This window comes from Pseudomonas sp. SWI7, assembly GCF_006351945.1.
Lineage (GTDB): Bacteria > Pseudomonadota > Gammaproteobacteria > Pseudomonadales > Pseudomonadaceae > Aquipseudomonas > Aquipseudomonas fulva.
Window position 1 is genome coordinate 2051881 of sequence record NZ_CP040930.1, and the last position, 18718, is coordinate 2070598.

General features: G+C 60.9%; 21 protein-coding genes. 8 read left to right on the forward strand and 13 right to left on the reverse strand.

All coding sequences use genetic code 11. From position 1 onward, the window contains the following. Both FH041_RS09385 and FH041_RS09390 read right to left on the reverse strand, forming a co-directional pair. Positions 1-357 (reverse strand): hypothetical protein, encoded by a 357-nt coding sequence (locus FH041_RS09385; protein WP_027915735.1) that lies wholly within the window; start codon positions 355-357, stop codon positions 1-3. 52 nt (positions 358-409) lie between these two features. Continuing rightward, a complete protein-coding gene (locus tag FH041_RS09390; protein WP_028687290.1) occupies positions 410-1444 on the reverse strand; it encodes a GlxA family transcriptional regulator in 1035 nt (344 codons plus the stop codon). Positions 1445-1526: 82 nt separating this feature from the next. On the opposite strand from FH041_RS09390, the gene FH041_RS09395 reads away from it, so the two are divergent. Further along, positions 1527-2090, forward strand: a complete 564-nt coding sequence (locus FH041_RS09395) for a cysteine hydrolase family protein (protein ID WP_027915737.1) — start codon at positions 1527-1529, stop codon at positions 2088-2090. Between the two features lie 23 nt (positions 2091-2113). On the opposite strand, the gene FH041_RS09400 is transcribed toward FH041_RS09395, so the two are convergent. Continuing rightward, positions 2114-2677, reverse strand: coding sequence for a helix-turn-helix domain-containing protein (locus tag FH041_RS09400; protein ID WP_028687291.1), 564 nt, complete (start codon positions 2675-2677; stop codon positions 2114-2116). Between the two features lie 83 nt (positions 2678-2760). On the opposite strand from FH041_RS09400, the gene FH041_RS09405 reads away from it, so the two are divergent. From FH041_RS09405 to FH041_RS09435, 7 genes are all read left to right on the forward strand, one after another. Then, positions 2761-3708, forward strand: coding sequence for a DMT family transporter (locus FH041_RS09405; protein ID WP_028687292.1), 948 nt, complete (start codon positions 2761-2763; stop codon positions 3706-3708). A gap of 143 nt (positions 3709-3851) precedes the next feature. After that, positions 3852-6767, forward strand: a complete 2916-nt coding sequence (locus FH041_RS09410; RefSeq protein WP_027915740.1) for a monovalent cation/H+ antiporter subunit A — start codon at positions 3852-3854, stop codon at positions 6765-6767. Further along, a complete protein-coding gene (locus FH041_RS09415) occupies positions 6767-7111 on the forward strand; it encodes a Na+/H+ antiporter subunit C (protein ID WP_023534014.1) in 345 nt (114 codons plus the stop codon). Before FH041_RS09410 ends, FH041_RS09415 begins: the two co-directional genes overlap by 1 nt. Then, entirely contained in the window at positions 7108-8787 is a 1680-nt protein-coding gene (locus FH041_RS09420; RefSeq protein ID WP_028687294.1) for a monovalent cation/H+ antiporter subunit D, read from the forward strand. The genes FH041_RS09415 and FH041_RS09420 overlap by 4 nt, the downstream gene beginning before the upstream one ends. Then, a complete protein-coding gene (locus tag FH041_RS09425) occupies positions 8784-9272 on the forward strand; it encodes a Na+/H+ antiporter subunit E (RefSeq protein WP_028687295.1) in 489 nt (162 codons plus the stop codon). The genes FH041_RS09420 and FH041_RS09425 overlap by 4 nt, the downstream gene beginning before the upstream one ends. Beyond that, positions 9269-9547 carry a K+/H+ antiporter subunit F gene (locus FH041_RS09430; protein WP_027915743.1) on the forward strand — a complete coding sequence of 93 codons (279 nt, stop codon included), beginning with the start codon at positions 9269-9271 and terminating at the stop codon, positions 9545-9547. Before FH041_RS09425 ends, FH041_RS09430 begins: the two co-directional genes overlap by 4 nt. Further along, the gene (locus FH041_RS09435) at positions 9544-9909 is read left to right on the forward strand and encodes a Na+/H+ antiporter subunit G (protein ID WP_027915744.1); all 366 of its coding nucleotides are present in this window, start codon (positions 9544-9546) and stop codon (positions 9907-9909) included. Before FH041_RS09430 ends, FH041_RS09435 begins: the two co-directional genes overlap by 4 nt. A 6-nt stretch (positions 9910-9915) precedes the next feature. Here the strand turns inward: FH041_RS09435 and FH041_RS09440 are convergent, their stop codons facing one another. The 10 genes from FH041_RS09440 to FH041_RS09490 form a co-directional block, all read right to left on the reverse strand. Continuing rightward, complete coding sequence (locus FH041_RS09440; RefSeq protein ID WP_028687296.1) at positions 9916-10134, reverse strand: hypothetical protein; 219 nt, start codon at positions 10132-10134, stop codon at positions 9916-9918. Then, the gene (locus tag FH041_RS09445) at positions 10131-10601 is read right to left on the reverse strand and encodes a hypothetical protein (protein WP_028687297.1); all 471 of its coding nucleotides are present in this window, start codon (positions 10599-10601) and stop codon (positions 10131-10133) included. The genes FH041_RS09440 and FH041_RS09445 overlap by 4 nt, the downstream gene beginning before the upstream one ends. A 458-nt stretch (positions 10602-11059) precedes the next feature. Next, the gene (locus tag FH041_RS09450; protein WP_023534004.1) at positions 11060-11464 is read right to left on the reverse strand and encodes a TraR/DksA C4-type zinc finger protein; all 405 of its coding nucleotides are present in this window, start codon (positions 11462-11464) and stop codon (positions 11060-11062) included. Positions 11465-11863: 399 nt separating this feature from the next. Further along, positions 11864-12070 (reverse strand): hypothetical protein, encoded by a 207-nt coding sequence (locus FH041_RS22750; RefSeq protein ID WP_028687298.1) that lies wholly within the window; start codon positions 12068-12070, stop codon positions 11864-11866. Between the two features lie 699 nt (positions 12071-12769). After that, the gene (locus tag FH041_RS09465) at positions 12770-13009 is read right to left on the reverse strand and encodes a hypothetical protein (RefSeq protein WP_027914979.1); all 240 of its coding nucleotides are present in this window, start codon (positions 13007-13009) and stop codon (positions 12770-12772) included. 39 nt (positions 13010-13048) lie between these two features. Continuing rightward, complete coding sequence (locus FH041_RS09470) at positions 13049-13822, reverse strand: enoyl-CoA hydratase (RefSeq protein WP_027914980.1); 774 nt, start codon at positions 13820-13822, stop codon at positions 13049-13051. 13 nt (positions 13823-13835) lie between these two features. Continuing rightward, positions 13836-14963 carry an acyl-CoA dehydrogenase gene (locus FH041_RS09475; RefSeq protein ID WP_104926046.1) on the reverse strand — a complete coding sequence of 376 codons (1128 nt, stop codon included), beginning with the start codon at positions 14961-14963 and terminating at the stop codon, positions 13836-13838. 8 nt (positions 14964-14971) lie between these two features. Then, a complete protein-coding gene (locus tag FH041_RS09480) occupies positions 14972-16165 on the reverse strand; it encodes an acetyl-CoA C-acyltransferase (protein WP_028687300.1) in 1194 nt (397 codons plus the stop codon). A gap of 11 nt (positions 16166-16176) precedes the next feature. Continuing rightward, positions 16177-16944 carry an SDR family NAD(P)-dependent oxidoreductase gene (locus FH041_RS09485; protein ID WP_027914983.1) on the reverse strand — a complete coding sequence of 256 codons (768 nt, stop codon included), beginning with the start codon at positions 16942-16944 and terminating at the stop codon, positions 16177-16179. Between the two features lie 13 nt (positions 16945-16957). Continuing rightward, positions 16958-18604: an AMP-binding protein gene (locus FH041_RS09490; RefSeq protein WP_027914984.1), complete on the reverse strand. Its 1647-nt coding sequence runs from the start codon at positions 18602-18604 to the stop codon at positions 16958-16960. Between the last annotated feature and the right edge of the window lie 114 nt (positions 18605-18718).

The following is an 18718-nucleotide window of genomic DNA, read 5'->3' on the forward strand; positions in this document are numbered from 1 at the left end:
TCACACCATCTGGCAGTACAACGCTCCGTCAGGATGGCGAGCCAGACTCCGCAGCGCCGTGAAGGCAGTGAAGTTCACGGCGCTGGCATGATACTGCTGGAGCATGCTCAGAAACGACCCGTCCAGCACTTGCTCGATGGCCGCCTCACTGGCCTCCCGGTTGGTCCACTGCAGCGACTGCAACACACGGCAGCCATCTTCGCTGGCCTGGACACTGACCGCCCGCAGGTCTTCACAGCCTGCTGCCAATGACTCACTGCGCAGCACCAGTGCCTGGGCCAATGCCTGCTGAAAGACGACGGCGACCCGATATTCGATCATCTGGGTGTACCAGATGGCAGGGACACTTCCTGACATCAACAACCTCCTGACAAGGGATACACATCGCAATGCCCGGAAGGTTAAAACCTCAACCAATCTCGAGGTCAAGAGGTTCGCTGTCCATTTCAACCTGCCCTCCAGGCTGTGGTGCCACCACCTGCCGCCGAAACGCACTGGGGGTGACACCTGTAGCGCGCTGAAAGACCTTGCGAAACGCCCCCGGGTCCCGATAACCCACATCCCAGGCGATCTGGTCGACTGTACTGCGCGTGAACTCCAGCAGACGTGCTGCCCGGCACACCCTTATCTGCTGACAGTATTCGGTAGGGCGCAACGCTGTGGCCAAGCGAAACCGCCTCAAGAACGTGCGTGGTTCCAGGCAGGCGCGCGCCGCCATCGCTGCGAGGTCCGCCGTGCGTGCGCCTGTAGCTTGTAACCAGTGCTGAACCTTCAGGACGGCTTCATCGCCATGATCGAGCAACGGGTTGAGGCGAGTACCGGGCAAAGCGTCAGGTACCGGTTCTACTGCCAGGAAGTTCGCGGTGTCGGCTGCAACGGTATTGCCCATAAATCGTTGCACCAGGCACAGGCCCAAAGTGGTCCATGCCATCAGGCCAGCGGAGCTGACGATATCGCCGTCATCGAGCAACGCCTGTTGAACCTCGGCCCTGGTGTGCGGGTAACGCGCCTCGAGTATCTGCACATGATTGCGGTGAGCGCATGCAGTGCGTCCATCCAGCAGACCACAGGCCGCAATGAAGAATACCCCGATGCACACGCAGGCCAGTACGGTGCCCTCCTGATGCAATCGGCACAAAGCCGAACGATGGCGAACCAAGCAGGCGTCGTCGGGAATGGCATGCAGGCTTGGCGGGATGATCAGAACACGCAGTCGAGCATCACTGGCATCCCCTAGTGGGGGCTCAGCCAGCAGCTCCCCCTCCGCACCCACACGCCATACGCTGATACGTACACGAGGCGCCTGGGCCGCACCCAAGGTGTCAGCCATGCGGTTAGCCACGGCGAACAGGTCTTGCAGGCCGTGGATCGCTGCCTCTTGTGCATCGGGATAGCGAAGCAGGCCAATCTCCAGAAAACGAGCCATGTCAGTTTTGCCCCGCATAGTGTCTTTCGCGCCGATTCACGCCTATCGCGCGACAGCCTATAACTAAGCAACCGCCAAAACCACTGCCCTTGGAGGCAACATGAGCACCCATGCACTGATCATCATCGATATCCAGAACGACTATTTCCCAGGCGGAAGGTGGCCACTGGAGGGCGCCGAGCGCGCCGCTGAAAATGCGGCCCGCCTGCTCCAGGCTGCGCGCGATGCGAAAGACTTCGTCGTGCACGTACGCCACGAGTTCGACAGCGCCGACGCTCCCTTCTTTGCCCCAGGCTCTTCGGGCGCAGCCATTCACCCGCGTGTTCACCCGTTACCTGGAGAGGCTGTGATTCTCAAGCACAAGGTCAACGCTTTTCTCTCGACCGATCTTGCGCCGACGCTCGAACGCCAGGGTATCAAGTCGCTGACCGTCGTGGGCAGCATGAGCCACATGTGCATCGATGCGGCGGTGCGCGCAGCAGCCGACCTCGGGTATGTCGTCACGGTCGCCCATGATGCCTGCGCCACCCTGGCCCTGGAGTTCAACGGGAAATGGGTACCTGCTGCACAGGTGCATGACGCATCGATGGCGGCCCTGGCGTTCGCCTATGCCTCGGTGCGCAGCACTGATGCACTGCTCGAAGAGACTGCCGGTCGCACCTGAGCGGCTTTCGGCCAGTACGGCCCTCAGATTACAACGTTGCGCACGAACTTCACTGCCGTCGCGCCATCGTTGCGATAGGCGTAACGGCAATTGCTGGCGAATACGTGAAAGCGGCCCTGCTCGAGTCGGTGCTCGACACCCTCGATGATCAGCGTCAGTACACCTTCGACCACGTAGATCTGCTCGCTCCAGCCTTCGGCATCCGCCTCGCTGCGATAGTGCTCGCCGACCGCCAGCGTCCATTCCCACAGCTCGACTTCACGACGGGCCATGCTGCTTGCCAGCAGGATGGCCCGGCTTTGCGGATGTTCACCCGCCCAGGCCAACTCTTCGATACGACCAGGGTTACGCTGGTCAGGCGCCTGGATCAATGTACTGAACGCCACCCCGAGTGCCTCGGCGATGAGGTCGAGCGTGGTTAGGCTGACATTTTTTTCGCCCACCTCAATCGCCACCAGCATGCGACGACTCACACCTGACCGCTCGGCCAAGGTTGCCTGGCTGATGCCAGCAGCGTTACGCAGACTGCGAACGTTCAAGCTCACGTGTTGCAGCACCGAAGCGCGATGCGAAGCGTCGTTGTGCACTATATTGCTCATCCTTAGTTGTTGCGCAGTATACTGCCCACTTTGCGCCGATTGTGCGCCCTGTCCTACGAGCCTGCAACCGCATGAATCAGTCACGCCCGCAACGCCCCACCCTTACGTTCCGTCTCAGCAAAGCCGAGTGGGTGCTGGTGTTCATCACCATGCTTTGGGGCGGTACCTTCCTGCTGGTACACAACGTGATGGCCGTCAGCGGCCCCATGTTCTTCGTGGGTCTGCGCTTCGCCGCGGCCGCCCTGTTCGTCGGCATGGTCTCGGCGCGCGCCTTGCCAGGGTTGACCCTTGTCGAACTCAAGGCAGGCCTGTCGATTGGCGTGTTGATTATGTTGGGCTACGGCTTGCAAACCATGGGCCTGCAGACGATCAGCAGCAGCCAGTCGGCGTTCATCACGGCGCTTTACGTGCCCTTCGTACCCCTGCTGCAATGGCTGATACTGGGCCGGCGCCCGGGCCTGATGCCCAGCCTTGGGATCGGCCTGGCTTTCGTTGGGCTGATGCTGCTGGCCGGCCCGCAGGCCGGTAGCCTGCACATGAGCGAAGGCGAGCTGGTTACACTGGTCAGCGCCATCGCCATCGCGGGCGAAATCATTCTGATCAGTCGCTTTGCCGGGCGCGTTGACGTTCGCCGCGTTACCGTGGTGCAACTGGCAACGGCCTCGGTGCTGGCATTCATGATGATGCTGCCTACCCAGGAATCGGTACCCGACTTCTCCTGGCTTTTGCTGAGCAGTGCGATTGGCTTGGGCCTGATGAGCGCGGTGATCCAAGTGGCGATGAATTGGGCACAGAAATCGGTATCACCCACACGGGCTACGCTGATCTACGCCGGTGAGCCAGTCTGGGCCGGCCTGGTCGGACGGATAGCGGGAGAACGCCTGCCGGGATTGGCACTGTTGGGCGGCCTGCTGATCGTCATCGCCGTGGTCATCAGCGAGTTGCGAGTACGCCGCAGGCCAGAACCTGCCGATACCGAACTTGCACAGAATGAACGTCAACTCAAGACCGGTCTCTAAAGGTCCGACTGTCCTTTGTAAAAAACTGTTATAAAAAAACAGCCTGTCACAGCCCTTTTGTATGATTCTGCGACAGGTTGTGTGTTGGTCGATGACCCGTCCGGCACGTATGATCCTTGGAAAACCTCTCAGAATAGAACTCTATGTCTTTGATAGTGCTATTGCTTCTGCCGTTCGTGGGCAGTTTGCTGGCAGCCGCGCTGCCGCACAACGCACGTAACGCCGAGTCCATACTCGCCGGGCTCGTGGCCTTGGTCGGCACCGTCCAGGTAGCACTTCTCTATCCACAGGTGGCCCATGGCGGTGTCATCCGTGAAGAATTCCTGTGGCTGCCCAGCCTCGGGCTCAACTTCGTTCTGCGCATGGACGGCTTTGCCTGGCTGTTCTCACTGCTGGTGCTGGGCATCGGTACGTTGGTGTCTCTGTACGCGCGCTACTACATGTCGCCACAGGACCCGGTGCCGCGATTTTTTGCGTTTTTCCTTGCATTCATGGGCGCAATGCTGGGGCTGGTGCTGTCGGGCAACCTTTTACAACTGGTGTTTTTCTGGGAGCTCACCAGCCTCTTCTCCTTCCTCTTGATCGGCTACTGGCATCATCGGGCCGACGCGCGCCGTGGCGCCTACATGGCGCTGATGGTTACCGGAGCCGGAGGCTTGTGCCTGCTGGTGGGGGCGCTGCTGCTCGGCCATGTGGTGGGCAGCTATGACCTGGACAAGGTCCTGGCTGCAGGTGACACCATACGCCAGCATGCGCTTTACCCAGTGCTGTTGCCCCTGATCCTGATCGGCGCCCTGAGCAAAAGCGCGCAATTTCCCTTCCATTTCTGGCTACCGCATGCCATGGCAGCACCCACGCCGGTGTCGGCGTACTTGCATTCGGCAACCATGGTCAAGGCCGGCGTATTTTTGCTGGCGCGCCTGTGGCCAGTGCTGTCGGGTACCGACGAATGGTTCTGGATCGTCGGGGGTGCTGGTGCGCTGACGCTGCTGCTCGGTGCTTTTGCAGCGATGTTCCAGAATGACCTCAAAGGCCTCCTGGCCTACTCGACCATCAGCCATCTGGGCCTCATCACGCTCTTGCTGGGCCTGAACAGCTCGCTGGCCGCCGTCGCGGCGGTCTTCCACATTCTCAACCATGCAACCTTCAAGGCGTCGTTGTTCATGGCCGCTGGCATCATCGACCACGAAAGTGGTACGCGTGACATCCGGCGCCTGAGCGGCCTGGTCCGGCTGGTTCCCTACACAGCCACCCTGGCCATGGTCGCCAGCGCCTCCATGGCGGGGGTGCCGCTGATGAACGGCTTCCTGTCCAAGGAAATGTTCTTCGCCGAAACCGTGTTCATCACTTCCAGCGCCTGGGTCGAAGCCATGCTTCCGGTGATCGCCACCCTGGCCGGCACTTTCAGCGTGGCCTACGCGCTGCGCTTCACGGTCGATGTGTTCTTCGGGCCCACCGCCCAAGACCTGCCGCATACGCCACACGAACCCCCGCGCTGGATGCGCGCGCCGGTCGAGCTGCTGGTGCTGACATGCCTGGTGGTCGGCATTTTCCCCGCCCAGTCCGTAGGCCCGTTGCTGGCCGCTGCGGCACTGCCGGTGGTAGGGGGTACGCTACCCGAGTACAGCCTGGCCATCTGGCACGGCTGGAATGCGCCTTTGATCATGAGCCTTGTGGCCATGAGTGGCGGCGTGGTTCTGTACCTGCTGTTGCGCAAGCAACTGCGACGGGGCCGCTTCCCCTGCCCTCCCGTGATGGGCCGATTCGACGGCAAACGCCTGTTTGAGTACGGCCAGGTGCAGCTGATGCTGATGGCGCGGCGCATCGAGCACCTGCTTACCAGCCGGCGCCTGCAGGCGCAGCTGTTCATGCTGGTGGTAGCCGCCTTCCTCGCCGGCCTGACACCCATGCTTTACAGTGGCCTTACCTGGGGCGAACGGCCCAAGATCCCGGGGTCAGGGGTATTCGTCGCACTCTGGGTGATCGCCATTGCCTGTGCGATCGGTGCGGCGTACCAAGCCAAGTACCACCGTCTGGCGGCCCTGACCATGGTCAGTGTGTGCGGCTTGATGACCTGTATCACCTTTGTGTGGTTCTCCGCGCCTGATCTGGCCCTGACCCAGTTGGTCGTCGAAGTGGTGACCACTGTCCTGATCCTTCTTGGTCTGCGTTGGCTTCCACGTCGTATCGAAGGTGTGTCGCCTCTGCCCGGCAGGTTCGACCGCGCCCGCGTGCGTCGCTTGCGCGACCTGCTACTGGCGGTGTTGGTTGGCGCAGGGATGGCCGTGCTGTCCTACGCCATGCTCACCCGCCCTACGCCCAATGACATCTCATCGTTCTACTTGAGCCGCGCGCTGCCACAAGGTGGTGGTACCAATGTGGTCAATGTGATGCTGGTGGATTTCCGCGGCTTCGATACCCTGGGCGAAATCACCGTGCTGGTCGCGGTGGGGTTGACGGTTTTCGCGCTTCTGCGTCGCTTCCGCCCACCCAAGGAAAGCATGCAATTGCCGACCCAGCAGCGCCAGTTGGCACCAGATGTCGTCACCGACCTGATCAACCCGCGCCACGCTGCCGATACCGCACTGGGCTTCATGATGGTGCCCGCTGTACTGGTGCGCCTGTTGCTGCCAATCGCGCTGCTGGTGTCGATGTACCTGTTCATGCGTGGTCACAATCAGCCAGGCGGCGGCTTCGTCGCCGGGTTGGTGACTTCGGTGGCGTTCATCCTGCAATACATGGTCGCAGGCACCCAGTGGGTAGAAGCGCAGATGCGCCTGCGGCCCTTGCGCTGGATGGGCACCGGCCTGCTCTGCGCAACCTTGACCGGTGGCGGCGCCATCGTGTTCGGCTACCCGTTCCTGACCACCCATACGGCGCACCTGCACCTTCCTCTGCTCGGAGACATCCATCTGGCAAGCGCATTGTTCTTCGACGTCGGTGTGTTCACCGTGGTCGTCGGCTCGACCCTTTTGATACTCACGGCCCTGGCCCACCAGTCGGTACGTGCCTATCGCCCGGCCAGTCCAGGCAAGACCCGTAAAGCAGGAGCCGCCTGATGGAAGAAGTGATCGCAGTGGCCATTGGCGTGCTTGCCGCCTCCGGGGTCTGGTTGGTGCTACGCCCGCGCACCTATCAGGTGATCATGGGCTTGTGCCTGCTTTCCTATGGGGTCAACCTTTTCATCTTCAGCATGGGCAGCCTGTTCATCGGCAAGGAGCCCATCATCAAGGAAGGCGTGACCCAGGACCTGTTGCACTACACCGATCCGCTGCCACAGGCCCTGGTACTCACGGCAATCGTCATCAGCTTCGCCATGACCGCCCTGTTCCTCGTGGTGCTGCTGGCATCGCGCGGCCTGACCGGCACCGACCACGTAGATGGCCGGGAGCGTGAGGAATGAGCGGCATGAGCCAACTGATCGTTGCCCCTATCCTGCTGCCGTTGATTACAGCGGCAGTCATGTTGCTGCTGGGCGAAAAGCATCGATTGATCAAGGCACGGCTGAACCTGCTGTCGACCTTCGCCGGTCTTGGCATCGCCGTCAGCCTGCTGCTCTGGGTGCGTACCCAGGGCCAGGCAGAATCGATCGGCGTCTACCTGCCGGGCAACTGGCCAGCCCCGTTCGGCATCGTGCTGGTATTAGACCACCTGTCGGCGCTGATGCTGACCCTGACCGGCGTCATCGGGCTAAGCGCCCTGCTGTTCGCACGGGCACGCTGGGATGGCGCCGGTGCAAGTTTTCATGCGCTGTTCCAGATCCAGCTGATGGGGCTGTACGGCGCATTCCTGACGGCAGACCTGTTCAACCTGTTCGTGTTCTTCGAAGTGCTGCTGGCAGCTTCATACGGTCTTCTGCTGCACGGGTCCGGCCGCGCACGCGTGCGGGCCGGCTTGCATTACATCGCCGTCAACCTTTTCGCGTCGTCGTTGTTCCTGATTGGCGCGGCAATGCTGTATGGCGTGACGGGTACATTGAGCCTTGCGGACCTGGCCCTGAAGATTCCGCTCGTACCCGAGGCCGACCGCGGCTTGCTGCATGCAGGCGCAGCGATCCTCGCCATGGCGTTTCTGGTCAAAGCAGGCATCTGGCCCTTGAACTTCTGGCTCGTCCCAGCCTATGCGTCTGCCAGCGCGCCAGTGGCTGCACTCTTTGCGATCATGACCAAGGTAGGGCTGTATGCCGTGCTGCGGGTATGGACGTTGCTGTTCTCCGGGCAAGCGGGGGCATCGGCCCACTTCGGCGGGGATTGGCTGGTTTACGGAGGCCTGGCGACCCTGGCCATGGCGGCGGTGTCGATCCTGGCAGCGCAGCGCCTGGAACGCATGGCGGCGTTGAGTATTCTGGTATCGGCTGGGACCTTGTTGGGGGCGGTGGGCTTCTCACAATTGGCGTTGACCGGAGCAGCGCTGTTCTACTTGGTGAATTCTACCCTGGCCTTGTGCGCCTTGTTCCTTCTGGCCGAACTCATCGAGCGCTCGCGGTCTGCCAATGAGTTGCCATTGGACGAGGAAGAAGACGCCATGCCGGCCTTGCTGGAATCGCTTCACCCCCCAAAAGGCATCAACCTCGATGACAATCAGAAAGCCGTCATCGGGCAGGTCATTCCATGGACCATGGCATTTCTGGGCTTGAGCTTCATCGCTTGCGCGCTGCTGATCATCGGCATGCCACCGCTTTCAGGCTTCGTTGCCAAGCTCAACTTGATCAGTGCCCTGTTCAACCCCAACGGTCTGGGGGTTCCGAGCCCATACACACTGGGCGCCGCTGGCTGGGGCCTTGTGGCCTTGCTGGTCTTGTCGGGAATGGCATCGCTGATCGCTTTCGGACGCGTCGGCATTCAACGTTTCTGGAAACCCGAAGAGCGGCCCTCTCCGGTGCTCAGGCGTTTCGAATGCCTTCCGATCGTGATATTGCTGGGCCTGTGCATGCTGCTCAGCTTCAAGGCCGAGCCGCTGCTGCGTTATAGCCTCGACACCGCCGCCAGCCTTCAGGCGCCAGATGCCTATATCGATGCAGTCATGGCGGCGCAGCCGAAACCTGGCCCCACCTCGCTCGACGTTCAGGTGCAGCCATGAGCCGACTCTTTCCTGCCCCCCTGCTATCGGCATGCCTGTTCGGCCTGTGGCTGTTGCTCAACCTTTCGCTGAGTCCGGGTAACCTCATCCTGGCCGCTGTGTTGGGGACACTGGCTCCGCTGCTGATGGCGCCATTACGGCCGCAGCATGCCCACGTCCGACGGCCCTGGGTCATCGTCAAGCTGATCGGCCGGGTTGGGGTGGACGTCATCCTGTCCAACCTGCAGGTCGCTCGCGGCGTTCTGGGTGCTGGAAGGCGACCGCCTCGCTCAGGCTTCGTCCACATTCCCCTGGATCTGCGCGAGCCCCATGGGCTTGCGGCGCTGTCCATGATCACGACGGTGATCCCTGGAACCATCTGGTCGGAACTGGCCCTGGACCGTAGCGTGCTACTGCTGCACGTATTCGATCTGGATGATGAAGCGGCATTCATCCAGCATTTCAAGGAAGTCTACGAACGTCCCTTGATGGAGATCTTTCAATGAGTGGACTGCTCGCCAACGCTGTTCTCGCCAGCTTGTTCATCTTTGCGCTGGCTATGTGCCTTACCCTGCTTCGGCTATTCCGAGGCCCTTCTGCGCAGGACAGGGTTCTGGCCCTGGATTACCTGTACATTCTGGCAATGCTGACCATGCTGGTACTGGGCATCAGGTATGCCAGTGACACCTATTTCGAAGGGGCCTTGCTCATTGCATTGTTCGGCTTCGTTGGCTCCTTCGCCTTGGCCAAGTTCCTGCTGCGTGGTGAGGTGATCGAATGACCGAGGCACTCAATCTGCCGTTCTGGCTTGAAATGATCACAGCCATACTGCTGGTAGCTGGCAGCCTTTTCGCACTGATCGGTGCAATTGGCCTGCTGCGCCTGAAAGACTATTTCCAACGCATGCACCCCCCAGCGCTGGCCTCGACCATCGGGGCCTGGTGCGTCGCGCTTGGCTCGATCATCTACTTTTCATGGCTGAAAGAGTCATTGGTGCTGCACGCGTGGCTGATTCCCGTGCTGCTGTCGATCACGGTGCCCGTGACTACGTTGTTACTGGCGCGCGCCGGGCTGTTTCGCAAGCGTCAGGCCAAAGAGCCGGTACCCGAGGAGGTCAGCAGCGGTCTGGACCGTGGCAATTGACCGCAGTTAGCCTGGTTGCTCACTCAACTGCTGCAGTGCGCGTCTGACCATGGCGACGTAATGAGGCGGGCCTTGGGTATACAATTGGGCAGCTACCCAATCCAACCATCGCCCGCGCATCGCTTCACGGGCTGCGAGCAGCCGCTGCGCCTCGGCCATGGCGCGCGCCTGGTGCTCAAGGTGATAGCGTTCCCGTGATCCAGGCGCTTGTTCTGGCAGCGTCACTCGCTTGCCTTGAACGTCGTCAGCTCACCCTTGCGCCATTTAGCAACCTTGCCGGTTACGGCTTTCAATAGCTTGCCGAGCCCTTCCTGAATTTGCTGCTCGGCGGCAAACACCAGCATCACGCCATGGCCTTCACGCAGTACGACCCCCTCGCCTTCCGGGACCGATACGAACGCGTAGTCGCCTATCCCATACACATTGAGCTTGATATCGCGAAAGCGCATTTCCAGCTTGCCGCCTTCGCGGCTGGGCAGCACAGCGGCACGAAAATGATCGCCGACTTTCAATTCAAGGCGCTGCTTGTCGTCGACCACCAGCGCACTTTCCGTGTCGATCTCGGCCATGTAGAGGCCTTCGGGGTTTTGCTCGGTGACATAGACGAATCGACCCTGGAACAACTGGGCCAGTTTCCCGCGCAAATCGCCAAGGGCGAACAACGCGTGTGTATCAAGAGTGCTGACTGCCAATGAAGTAATCCTCAACCGTTTACAACCCGCCCTCGCAGGAGCTCGCGAAGCACGGCCATTTCAAATCGATAGGCAATGAGATTAATAAAACGCTGGGCGACATGTCTGTGCCCGCTGACGATGCAGCGTGCAGGATTTTTTACTCTAACGGCCGGCGTTGTTGTCGCTTACATACCCTTGGGCCATGCCCAAGCGCTGCCGGCGTAACGTCTGACATTGCATGCCCATGAAAATGCGATTCCGGATGGGTGCATGACCTTGGAGCCTGATGGCGGCTCACACACTATCATCGGCGGGATATCCGAAAACAGTGAAATCCTAGAGAGACGCCATGTTTTAACAGGCTTGCCGGTTACTGCGCAACTGCTCCAGGCGAATTGCATCGGGCGTTGCGGTTTGATGCCTGAAATGCAAAAAGCCCCACGAATCGCTCCATGGGGCTTGGCAACCTGAGCGGCTCAGGCCTGACGCTGATGGCGATCAAGCTGCTCGTGGCGCTCTTGTGCTTCGATGCAGTATTTGGTGGTTGGGCTGATCAGCAAACGCTTGAGACCGATCGGTTCACCGCTGTCGTCGCACCAGCCGAAGCTCTCGTCGGCGATACGGTCCAGCGCCATCTCCAGTTGGGGAAGCAGGCGCTGATCGCGATCGATGGCATTCACCAGCCAGCTACGCTCTTCTTCGACCGATGCTACATCGGCAGGATCCGAGGGGGTATCCAGGCCTTCGATGGTGGCACGGCTCAGCTCGATGCGTTCATGGGTCTCGACTTTCATTGCTTGTAGCAGCTGAGTGAAGAAGCTCAGCTGTTCAGCATTCATGTAGTCATCGGCCGGCATGGCCAGCAACTGTTCCTTGGTCATCGATTTCTCTATGAAAATAGGTGCATTTAGGCGATTCGTTTGCCGCCGACGCCTAGGCATCGGCAGCGGAATTTTTTCAAGCGCCAGTCGGCACTCTTCAACAAGGGGCGGCAGTCTAAGGCGCAGCGTCGCCTTGAGCAACAGCAAAATGGGGTGGCGTTGGCATTCGCTGCTTACAATCCGCCGGCCGGTGCTTGCGTCTGAAGGCCTAGGCGCGAGTTTGAGCAGCGCGGGTAGATTCGGGAACATGTTTACTGCAAGGCAGCGGTAACCTTAGAAACTATAATGCCGTGCTACCTGGATGGCGATGAGGGAGCGCTTCGCACTCCATCGCGGGACAAGCCCGCTCCTACAAAGGGCGCTTCATATACATGCCATTTATAAGCCTCACTGTAATAATCAATTACGAGGCAGCAACCACTGAGCGCAACGAAACTTCAAATTCAAGATCAACACGCCCATCCCGATCTTGCTCTTGCTCTTGCTCTTGCTCTTGCTCTTGCTCTTGCTCTTGCTCTTGCTCTTGCTCTTGCTCTTGCTTTTGCTTTTGATCTTCGCGACTTCAGAAGGCCGAACGCAGGTCTTGCGGAGGGAGGTGACAGGCATGGATGCCTGTCAAGCGCTGGGCCCCAGGATGGGGCCTGCAGCGCGGTCCTCCCGGGAGCAAGACCGAAGTGAGGGAACCCCGAAGCGCAGCGTAGGGGCCGTATGAATGGAGCGCAGCCTTTTTTGGTTACTTTTTGTGGCGTTTGACAAAAAGTAACTCGCCGTAAGGGCGAAAAGGTGATTAAGCGTCGCCATCGCAAATGGACTATGCTCTCTATCAATACCCACAAATACCCACACAAACCCAATCAAACTTCCAACTTCCAACCTCAAACCTCAAACCTCAAAGCGTTGGCGCATATATTGAGTTGGTCTTCATTGGCGCGGGTGGCGCACAGTCACCCTTCCGCCCTTACGGCGGCTCACTTTTTGTCTTGTCAAAAAGTAAGCAAAAACCGCCTGCTCCTATCATCCGGCCCCTACGCTACGCTCCGGGGTTCCCTCGCTCCGGGCTTGCTCCCGGGAGGACCGCGCTGCAGGCCCCATCCTGGGGCCCAGCGCTTGACGGGCATCCATGCCCGTCACCTCCCTCCGCAAGCCCTGCGCTCGGCCTCCTGAAGTCGCGATCTGTGGCGCCTGGACTATCGCGCGCTTAGAAGCAAGAGCAACGGCAACGGCAACGGCAACGGCAACGGCAACGGCAATGGCAGCATCAGCATCAGCATCAGCATCAGCATCAAGGATTGCAAACCACTTAGGCTATTTGGTCAATGCCTCCGATTCCAGCTGCCGCAGACGCCGCCCGTCCGGCAACATGATCTCAACGGTCGTCTCGGAGACCCGCCGCTCAGGCTGGACCGCCTGTTGCTGCGCCTTGCGCGCTTCAACCCTGCGCTCGATCATGCTGGGGTAGCGAGACGCCCACAGGCCAAGCGCAGCAACAAACAGGACCACCCACACTATCGCACCGGCATCACCCTGAGCGCGACGCCTCTTCATCCTTGAACCACCGTGCAAATCACTGCAAAACGCCCCCTGTCAACGATCCTTGAACTGCGCTTCACGCTTGGCAATGAACGCGGCCATGCCCTCTTTCTGATCTTCGGTCGAGAACGCCGCATGAAACACTCGCCGCTCGAACCGCACACCTTCGCTGAGCGTGACCTCGAACGCGCGGTTGACGCTCTCCTTGACCATCATGCTCACCGGAATGGACTTGGCAGCGATGGTGGCGGCCACGTTCAGCGCCTCCTGCAACAGCTCGTCCTGCGGCACGACACGCGCCACCAGCCCTGAGCGCTCCGCTTCCTCAGCACCCATCAGGCGACCGGTCAGGCACAACTCCATGGCTTTGGCCTTACCCACCGCACGGGTCAAGCGCTGCGTTCCACCCATGCCCGGCAACACCCCCAGGTTGATTTCCGGCTGACCGAACTTGGCATTGTCACCCGCCAGAATGAAGTCGCACATCATCGCCAGTTCACAACCACCGCCCAGCGCAAACCCCGACACTGCGGCAATGATCGGCTTGCGCCGATTGGCAATGCGGTCGGCATCGCTGAACAGGTCGTCCACGTAGATTTGCGGGTATTTGAGCTCAGCCATTTCCTTGATGTCAGCGCCAGCTGCAAACGCCTTCGCCGAACCTGTGAGCACCACGCAGCCAATGCCAGGGTCGCGCTCAAGCTGATCCAAGGCCTGGTTCAGTTCGCTGACGATCTGCGCGTTCAAGGCGTTGAGCGCCTGCGGGCGATTGAGCGTGATCAGGCCAACCTTGCCATGAATGTCCAACAGGATGGTTTCGAATGCCATGTGGTCTGCTCCTTCAAAGATTGCGCGCAATGACCATGCGCTGAATATCGCTGGTGCCTTCGTAAATCTGGCAAACCCGCACGTCACGATAGATGCGCTCCAGCGGGAAGTCGCTCAGATAGCCATAACCGCCCAGGGTCTGCAAGGCATGTGAGCAAACCTTCTCGGCCATTTCCGAGGCAAAGAGCTTGGCCATGGACGCTTCCATCAGCGCAGGCTGCCCCGCATCGCGCAAGGCGGCAGCGTGCAACACCATCTGCCGGGCGACGGCGACCTGGGTTGCCATGTCCGCCAACCGGAAAGCCACGGCCTGATGCTCGATCAGCGGTTTGCCGAAACTCTGCCGCTCCTTGGCATAGTCACGGGCCACTTCGAACGCGGCGCGCGCCATGCCTACGGACTGCGCCGCGATGCCGATGCGTCCGCCCTCGAGATTGGCCAAGGCAATCTTGTAGCCTTCACCCTCCTCACCCAGTCGGTTGGCCACAGGCACGCGCACGTTCTCGAACACGATCTGACAGGTGTCGGACGCATGCTGGCCGAGCTTGTCCTCGACGCGGGCCACCTGATACCCCGGTGCGTCGGTCGGCACGATGAACGCGCTGATGCCGCGCTTGCCTGCCTGCGGATCCGTCACGGCGAACACGATCACCACCCCGGCATTCTGGCCGGAGGTGATGAACTGTTTGCTGCCACTGAGCACGTAGTCGTCGCCCTCGCGGCGCGCACGGGTTTTCAGGCTGCTGGCATCGGAGCCTGCCTGAGGCTCTGTCAGGGCGAACGCCCCAAGCATGGCGCCGGTTGCCAGCAGCGTCAGGTACTCGCGCTTTTGCTGCTCCGAGCCAAAACGCAGAATAGGCACACACCCTACCGAGTTGTGCACGCTCATGATGGTCGAGCACGCACCATCGCCGGCAGCGATCTCCTCCAAGGCCATGGCATAGGCCACATAACCGGTGTCGCTGCCGCCCCACTGCTCAGGCACCAGCATGCCGAACAAGCCGAGCGCTGCCATTTCCTCGATGGCTTCGCGCGGAAACCGATGGTCCTTGTCCCATTGTTCGGCAAACGGTCTCAACCGTTCCTGTGCAAAGCTGCGCACAGCATCGGCGATTTGTTGTTGTTCCTCGTTGACCAGCATGGTTCACCTCACTCCAGGCATTCGACAGCCATGGCCGTGGCTTCACCACCGCCAATGCAGATGGCCGCCACCCCGCGACGCAGGTTGTTCTGGCGCAGGGCATGCAACAGGGTGACCAGAATGCGCGCCCCTGAGGCGCCGATCGGGTGGCCCAAAGCGCAAGCGCCGCCATGAATGTTGACCTTATCGTAGGGCAGGTCCAGATGCTTCATGGCTGCCAGGGTCACAACCGCGAACGCTTCGTTGATTTCGAACAGGTCGACATCGCTCAGCGCCCATCCCGTACGCTTGATCAGCTTGTCGATGGCCCCAATAGGCGCGGTCGGAAACAGGGCCGGGGCATCGGCGAAGGCCGCATGGCCGTGGATGATCGCCATCGGCTTCAGGCCTCGCTTGTGCGCCTCGGAGCGACGCATCAGCACCAGCGCTGCCGCACCATCGGAAATGGAGCTGGCGTTGGCAGCCGTCACCGTACCGCCGTCTCGAAACGCCGGGCGCAATTGGGCGATCTTGTCCAGGCGTGCCTTGGGCGGCTGCTCATCGTCTTTGACCAGACGGCGTTGCTTGCCTTGCGTCACCTCTACCGGCACGATTTCATCCGCAAAGCGGCCACTGAGGATGGCCTGTTGGGCACGGGTAAGCGATGCGATGGCGAAATCGTCCTGGTCTTTACGGCTGAAACCATTGGCCTGGGCACAGTCCTCGGCAAACGTGCCCATCAAGCGACCCTTGTCATAGGCGTCCTCAAGACCATCCATGAACATGTGATCGATCACCTTGCCATGGCCCATGCGGTAACCGCCGCGGGCCTTGTCCAGTAGATAGGGGGCGTTGCTCATGCTCTCCATGCCGCCGGCGACCACCATGTCGGCGGTGCCTGCCGCCAGCAGGTCATGGGCGAGCATGGCGGCCTGCATGCCGGACCCACACATCTTGTTGAGCGTGGTACAGGTGGTGTGCTTGCCCAGGCCAGCACCCAGTGCAGCCTGACGCGCCGGCGCCTGGCCAAGGCCAGCCGGCAACACGCAGCCGAACAGCACCTGATCGACGCTGTGCGCCTCCACGCCCGCGCGCTCAATCGCGGCGCCAATGGCCGCGCTGCCCAACTGCACGGCAGAGAGACTGCTAAGCTCGCCTTGTAATCCACCCATCGGGGTTCGGACTGCGCTGACGATGACGATGGGATCTTCGCGGGTGTTCATGGGTGTAATCCTCACTTGGCTGCCATGCGCAAGGCACCGTCCAGACGGATGACCTCACCATTGAGCATGCTGTTCTCGATGATGTGGCGCGCCAGCGCCGCGTATTCCTCTGGACGCCCAAGCCGCGGAGGAAAAGGCACACCCGCTGCGAGCGAGTCACGAACCTCGGGCGTCATCCCGGCCATCATCGGCGTTTCGAAAATGCCTGGCGCGATTGTCATTACACGAATACCGTAACGCGCCAGCTCGCGCGCGGCGGGCAACGTCATGCTGGCAATGGCCCCTTTGGACGCTGCATAGGCACATTGCCCGATCTGGCCGTCGTAGGCCGCGACGGAGGCCGTGTTGATGATCACGCCCCGCTCGCCTGCGTCGTCCGCCCCTCCCTCGGCCATGGCCTGGGCACATAACCTCAGCAGGTTGAAGCTGCCCACCAGGTTGACATTGATGACGTGGGCAAAACTGCTCAGACGGTGCGGGCCTTGCTTCCCCACTACCTTTTCAGCGCCCACGATGCCTGCGCAGTTCACCAGACCGTGCAGGCTACCGAACGCTGCCAGTGCCGCCGATACGGCCGCCTGCGCAGCGGCTTCGTCACTGATGTCGGCCACGCTGAAGCGCGCGCGCTCGCCCAGCTCGTGGGCTTTGGCTTGCACGGCGTCGCCGTTGAGGTCCACGAGCATGACCGAAGCGCCTGCCTCGATCAGCATGTGCGCGGTAGCGGCGCCCAGACCGGAGGCTGCGCCGCTGACGATGAAGTGTTTGTTGGCTATTTGCATGATCGGTTTCCTCTCAAACGCCGGCCGTGGTGGCGAGCTGCGCGTGTTGTCGAGCTACTTCCTGATTGCGCAGGATGAAGCGTTGCAGCTTGCCGCTGGGTGTCTTCGGCAACTCGCTGACGAACTCGACTTCTCTGGGGTAGGCATGGGCGTAGAGGCGCTGGCGGACATGCTGGCGCAATTGCTCTTCAAGTTCGGCGCTGGGGCCGTAACCCGTGGCCAGCACCACGAATGCCTTGATCACCTCGGTGCGTTCAGGATCAGGCTTGCCGACCACTGCCGCTTCGATGACGGCCGGGTGCTCAATCAGTGCGCTCTCCACATCGAAGGGCCCAACCCGATACCCGGACGTGGTGATTACATCATCGCTGCGCCCGACGAAGCTGATGCTGCCATCGGGGTTCAGTTCGACGGTGTCGCCGCTCAGGTAGTACTTGCCAACGAAGGCCTTGGTTGGCAACCCATGGTAACCGGCGAACCAGCACAGGGGCGATCGTTCGCGATCCACCGCCAGGATACCCGGCTGACCGGCGGGCAGTTCGCGTCCCTGCTCATCGAGTACGACAATGCGATGCCCCGGTATGGCAAAACCTGCAGATCCCACGTGCACCGGGTGGGCCAGGCCGTGATGGTTACACAGCACCATGCCCAGCTCCGTCTGCCCATAGTGGTCATGAATGGTTACCCCGGCATGCTCGGCGAACCAGCGGATCACTTCAGGGTTCAACGGCTCTCCTGCACTGCTCACCACGCGCAGGCGTCCTTTGACTGGGGTGCTGAACTGATCACCGGCTGCAATGAGCAGGCGAAAGGCCGTTGGCGAGCCGGCCAGGTTGTTGATGCCCAGCTGGGTAATGACCTTCGTACAGCTGTCGACACTAAAGGGGCCGTTGTAGAAGGTGGTCGCCTGCCCGAGTGAAAGCGGCCCGGTCACTGCGTAATAAAGTCCGTAGGCCCAGCCTGGGTCCGCCAGGTTCCAAAACCTATCCTCTGGGCGCAGATCGATGGCATCACGCATGTAGCCTTGGAACGCTACGATGGCCCGTAGCGGGACCTCAAGGGGTTTGGCAGGGCCGGTGGTTCCGGATGTGAACATCAGGAGGAAGGGATCGTCACCTGTGAGCATGACCGGCTCACATTCAGGCGAGGCGTTTTCAAGGCACTCCTGGAAGTCCAGCTCGCCGTCACGGGCATCGACCGTTATCGTGAGCGGGCAGCCGTGTACGTCATCGAGCTTTATCCGGTTGCTGCGGTCAGTCACCACGACACGGGCATGCGACTGGTGCAGTCGATGTTCGATGGCAGCAGGCCCGAAGGCGGTGAACAACGGCTGATAAACGGCACCCAGACGCCAGGTGGCTAGAATGGTGATCAACAGTTGCGGGGTGCGCGGCAACAGCCCCGCTACACGGTCGCCCGCACTCACCCCGTGGGCGCGCAAGACACTGGCAAAGCGGGTGGCCAGTGCCTGCAGGTTGTCGAAACTCATCTGTTCGCAGTTGCCTTCGCTGTCCAGCCAGTTCAGGGCCAGCTTGTCGAAGCCAGTGTGGCGATCACAACATTCGACACAGGCGTTGAGGGCCTGCAGTTCGCCCTGCAGGGCAGCCTGCGCGGCCCCAAGGTAATGGAACGAGCGAACGGCCTCGGCGTAATCACGCATCGTCAGACTCCTGCTTTTTATTGTTGGAGTGCACTGTCAAGTCAGGACGATGTTCGCGCCGCTCAGGGGTAACCACAATGGCCAAACCATTCATTGTGAATGATCGGTTTGGCC

Excerpts from the sequence above, each read along its gene's own strand:
- FH041_RS09430 (WP_027915743.1), top strand. The coding sequence starts at position 9,269 with ATGAGTGGACTGCTCGCCAACGCTGTTCTCGCCAGCTTGTTCATCTTT.
- FH041_RS09480 (WP_028687300.1), bottom strand. The coding sequence starts at position 16,165 with ATGAACACCCGCGAAGATCCCATCGTCATCGTCAGCGCAGTCCGAACC.
- FH041_RS09420 (WP_028687294.1), top strand. The coding sequence starts at position 7,108 with ATGAGCGGCATGAGCCAACTGATCGTTGCCCCTATCCTGCTGCCGTTG.
- FH041_RS09385 (WP_027915735.1), bottom strand. The coding sequence starts at position 357 with ATGTCAGGAAGTGTCCCTGCCATCTGGTACACCCAGATGATCGAATAT.
- FH041_RS09410 (WP_027915740.1), top strand. The coding sequence starts at position 3,852 with ATGTCTTTGATAGTGCTATTGCTTCTGCCGTTCGTGGGCAGTTTGCTG.
- FH041_RS09485 (WP_027914983.1), bottom strand. The coding sequence starts at position 16,944 with ATGCAAATAGCCAACAAACACTTCATCGTCAGCGGCGCAGCCTCCGGT.
- FH041_RS09435 (WP_027915744.1), top strand. The coding sequence starts at position 9,544 with ATGACCGAGGCACTCAATCTGCCGTTCTGGCTTGAAATGATCACAGCC.
- FH041_RS09490 (WP_027914984.1), bottom strand. The coding sequence starts at position 18,604 with ATGCGTGATTACGCCGAGGCCGTTCGCTCGTTCCATTACCTTGGGGCC.
- FH041_RS09470 (WP_027914980.1), bottom strand. The coding sequence starts at position 13,822 with ATGGCATTCGAAACCATCCTGTTGGACATTCATGGCAAGGTTGGCCTG.
- FH041_RS09395 (WP_027915737.1), top strand. The coding sequence starts at position 1,527 with ATGAGCACCCATGCACTGATCATCATCGATATCCAGAACGACTATTTC.
- FH041_RS09390 (WP_028687290.1), bottom strand. The coding sequence starts at position 1,444 with ATGCGGGGCAAAACTGACATGGCTCGTTTTCTGGAGATTGGCCTGCTT.
- FH041_RS22750 (WP_028687298.1), bottom strand. The coding sequence starts at position 12,070 with ATGCCTGTCACCTCCCTCCGCAAGACCTGCGTTCGGCCTTCTGAAGTC.
- FH041_RS09450 (WP_023534004.1), bottom strand. The coding sequence starts at position 11,464 with ATGACCAAGGAACAGTTGCTGGCCATGCCGGCCGATGACTACATGAAT.
- FH041_RS09415 (WP_023534014.1), top strand. The coding sequence starts at position 6,767 with ATGGAAGAAGTGATCGCAGTGGCCATTGGCGTGCTTGCCGCCTCCGGG.
- FH041_RS09475 (WP_104926046.1), bottom strand. The coding sequence starts at position 14,963 with ATGCTGGTCAACGAGGAACAACAACAAATCGCCGATGCTGTGCGCAGC.
- FH041_RS09465 (WP_027914979.1), bottom strand. The coding sequence starts at position 13,009 with ATGAAGAGGCGTCGCGCTCAGGGTGATGCCGGTGCGATAGTGTGGGTG.
- FH041_RS09405 (WP_028687292.1), top strand. The coding sequence starts at position 2,761 with ATGAATCAGTCACGCCCGCAACGCCCCACCCTTACGTTCCGTCTCAGC.
- FH041_RS09425 (WP_028687295.1), top strand. The coding sequence starts at position 8,784 with ATGAGCCGACTCTTTCCTGCCCCCCTGCTATCGGCATGCCTGTTCGGC.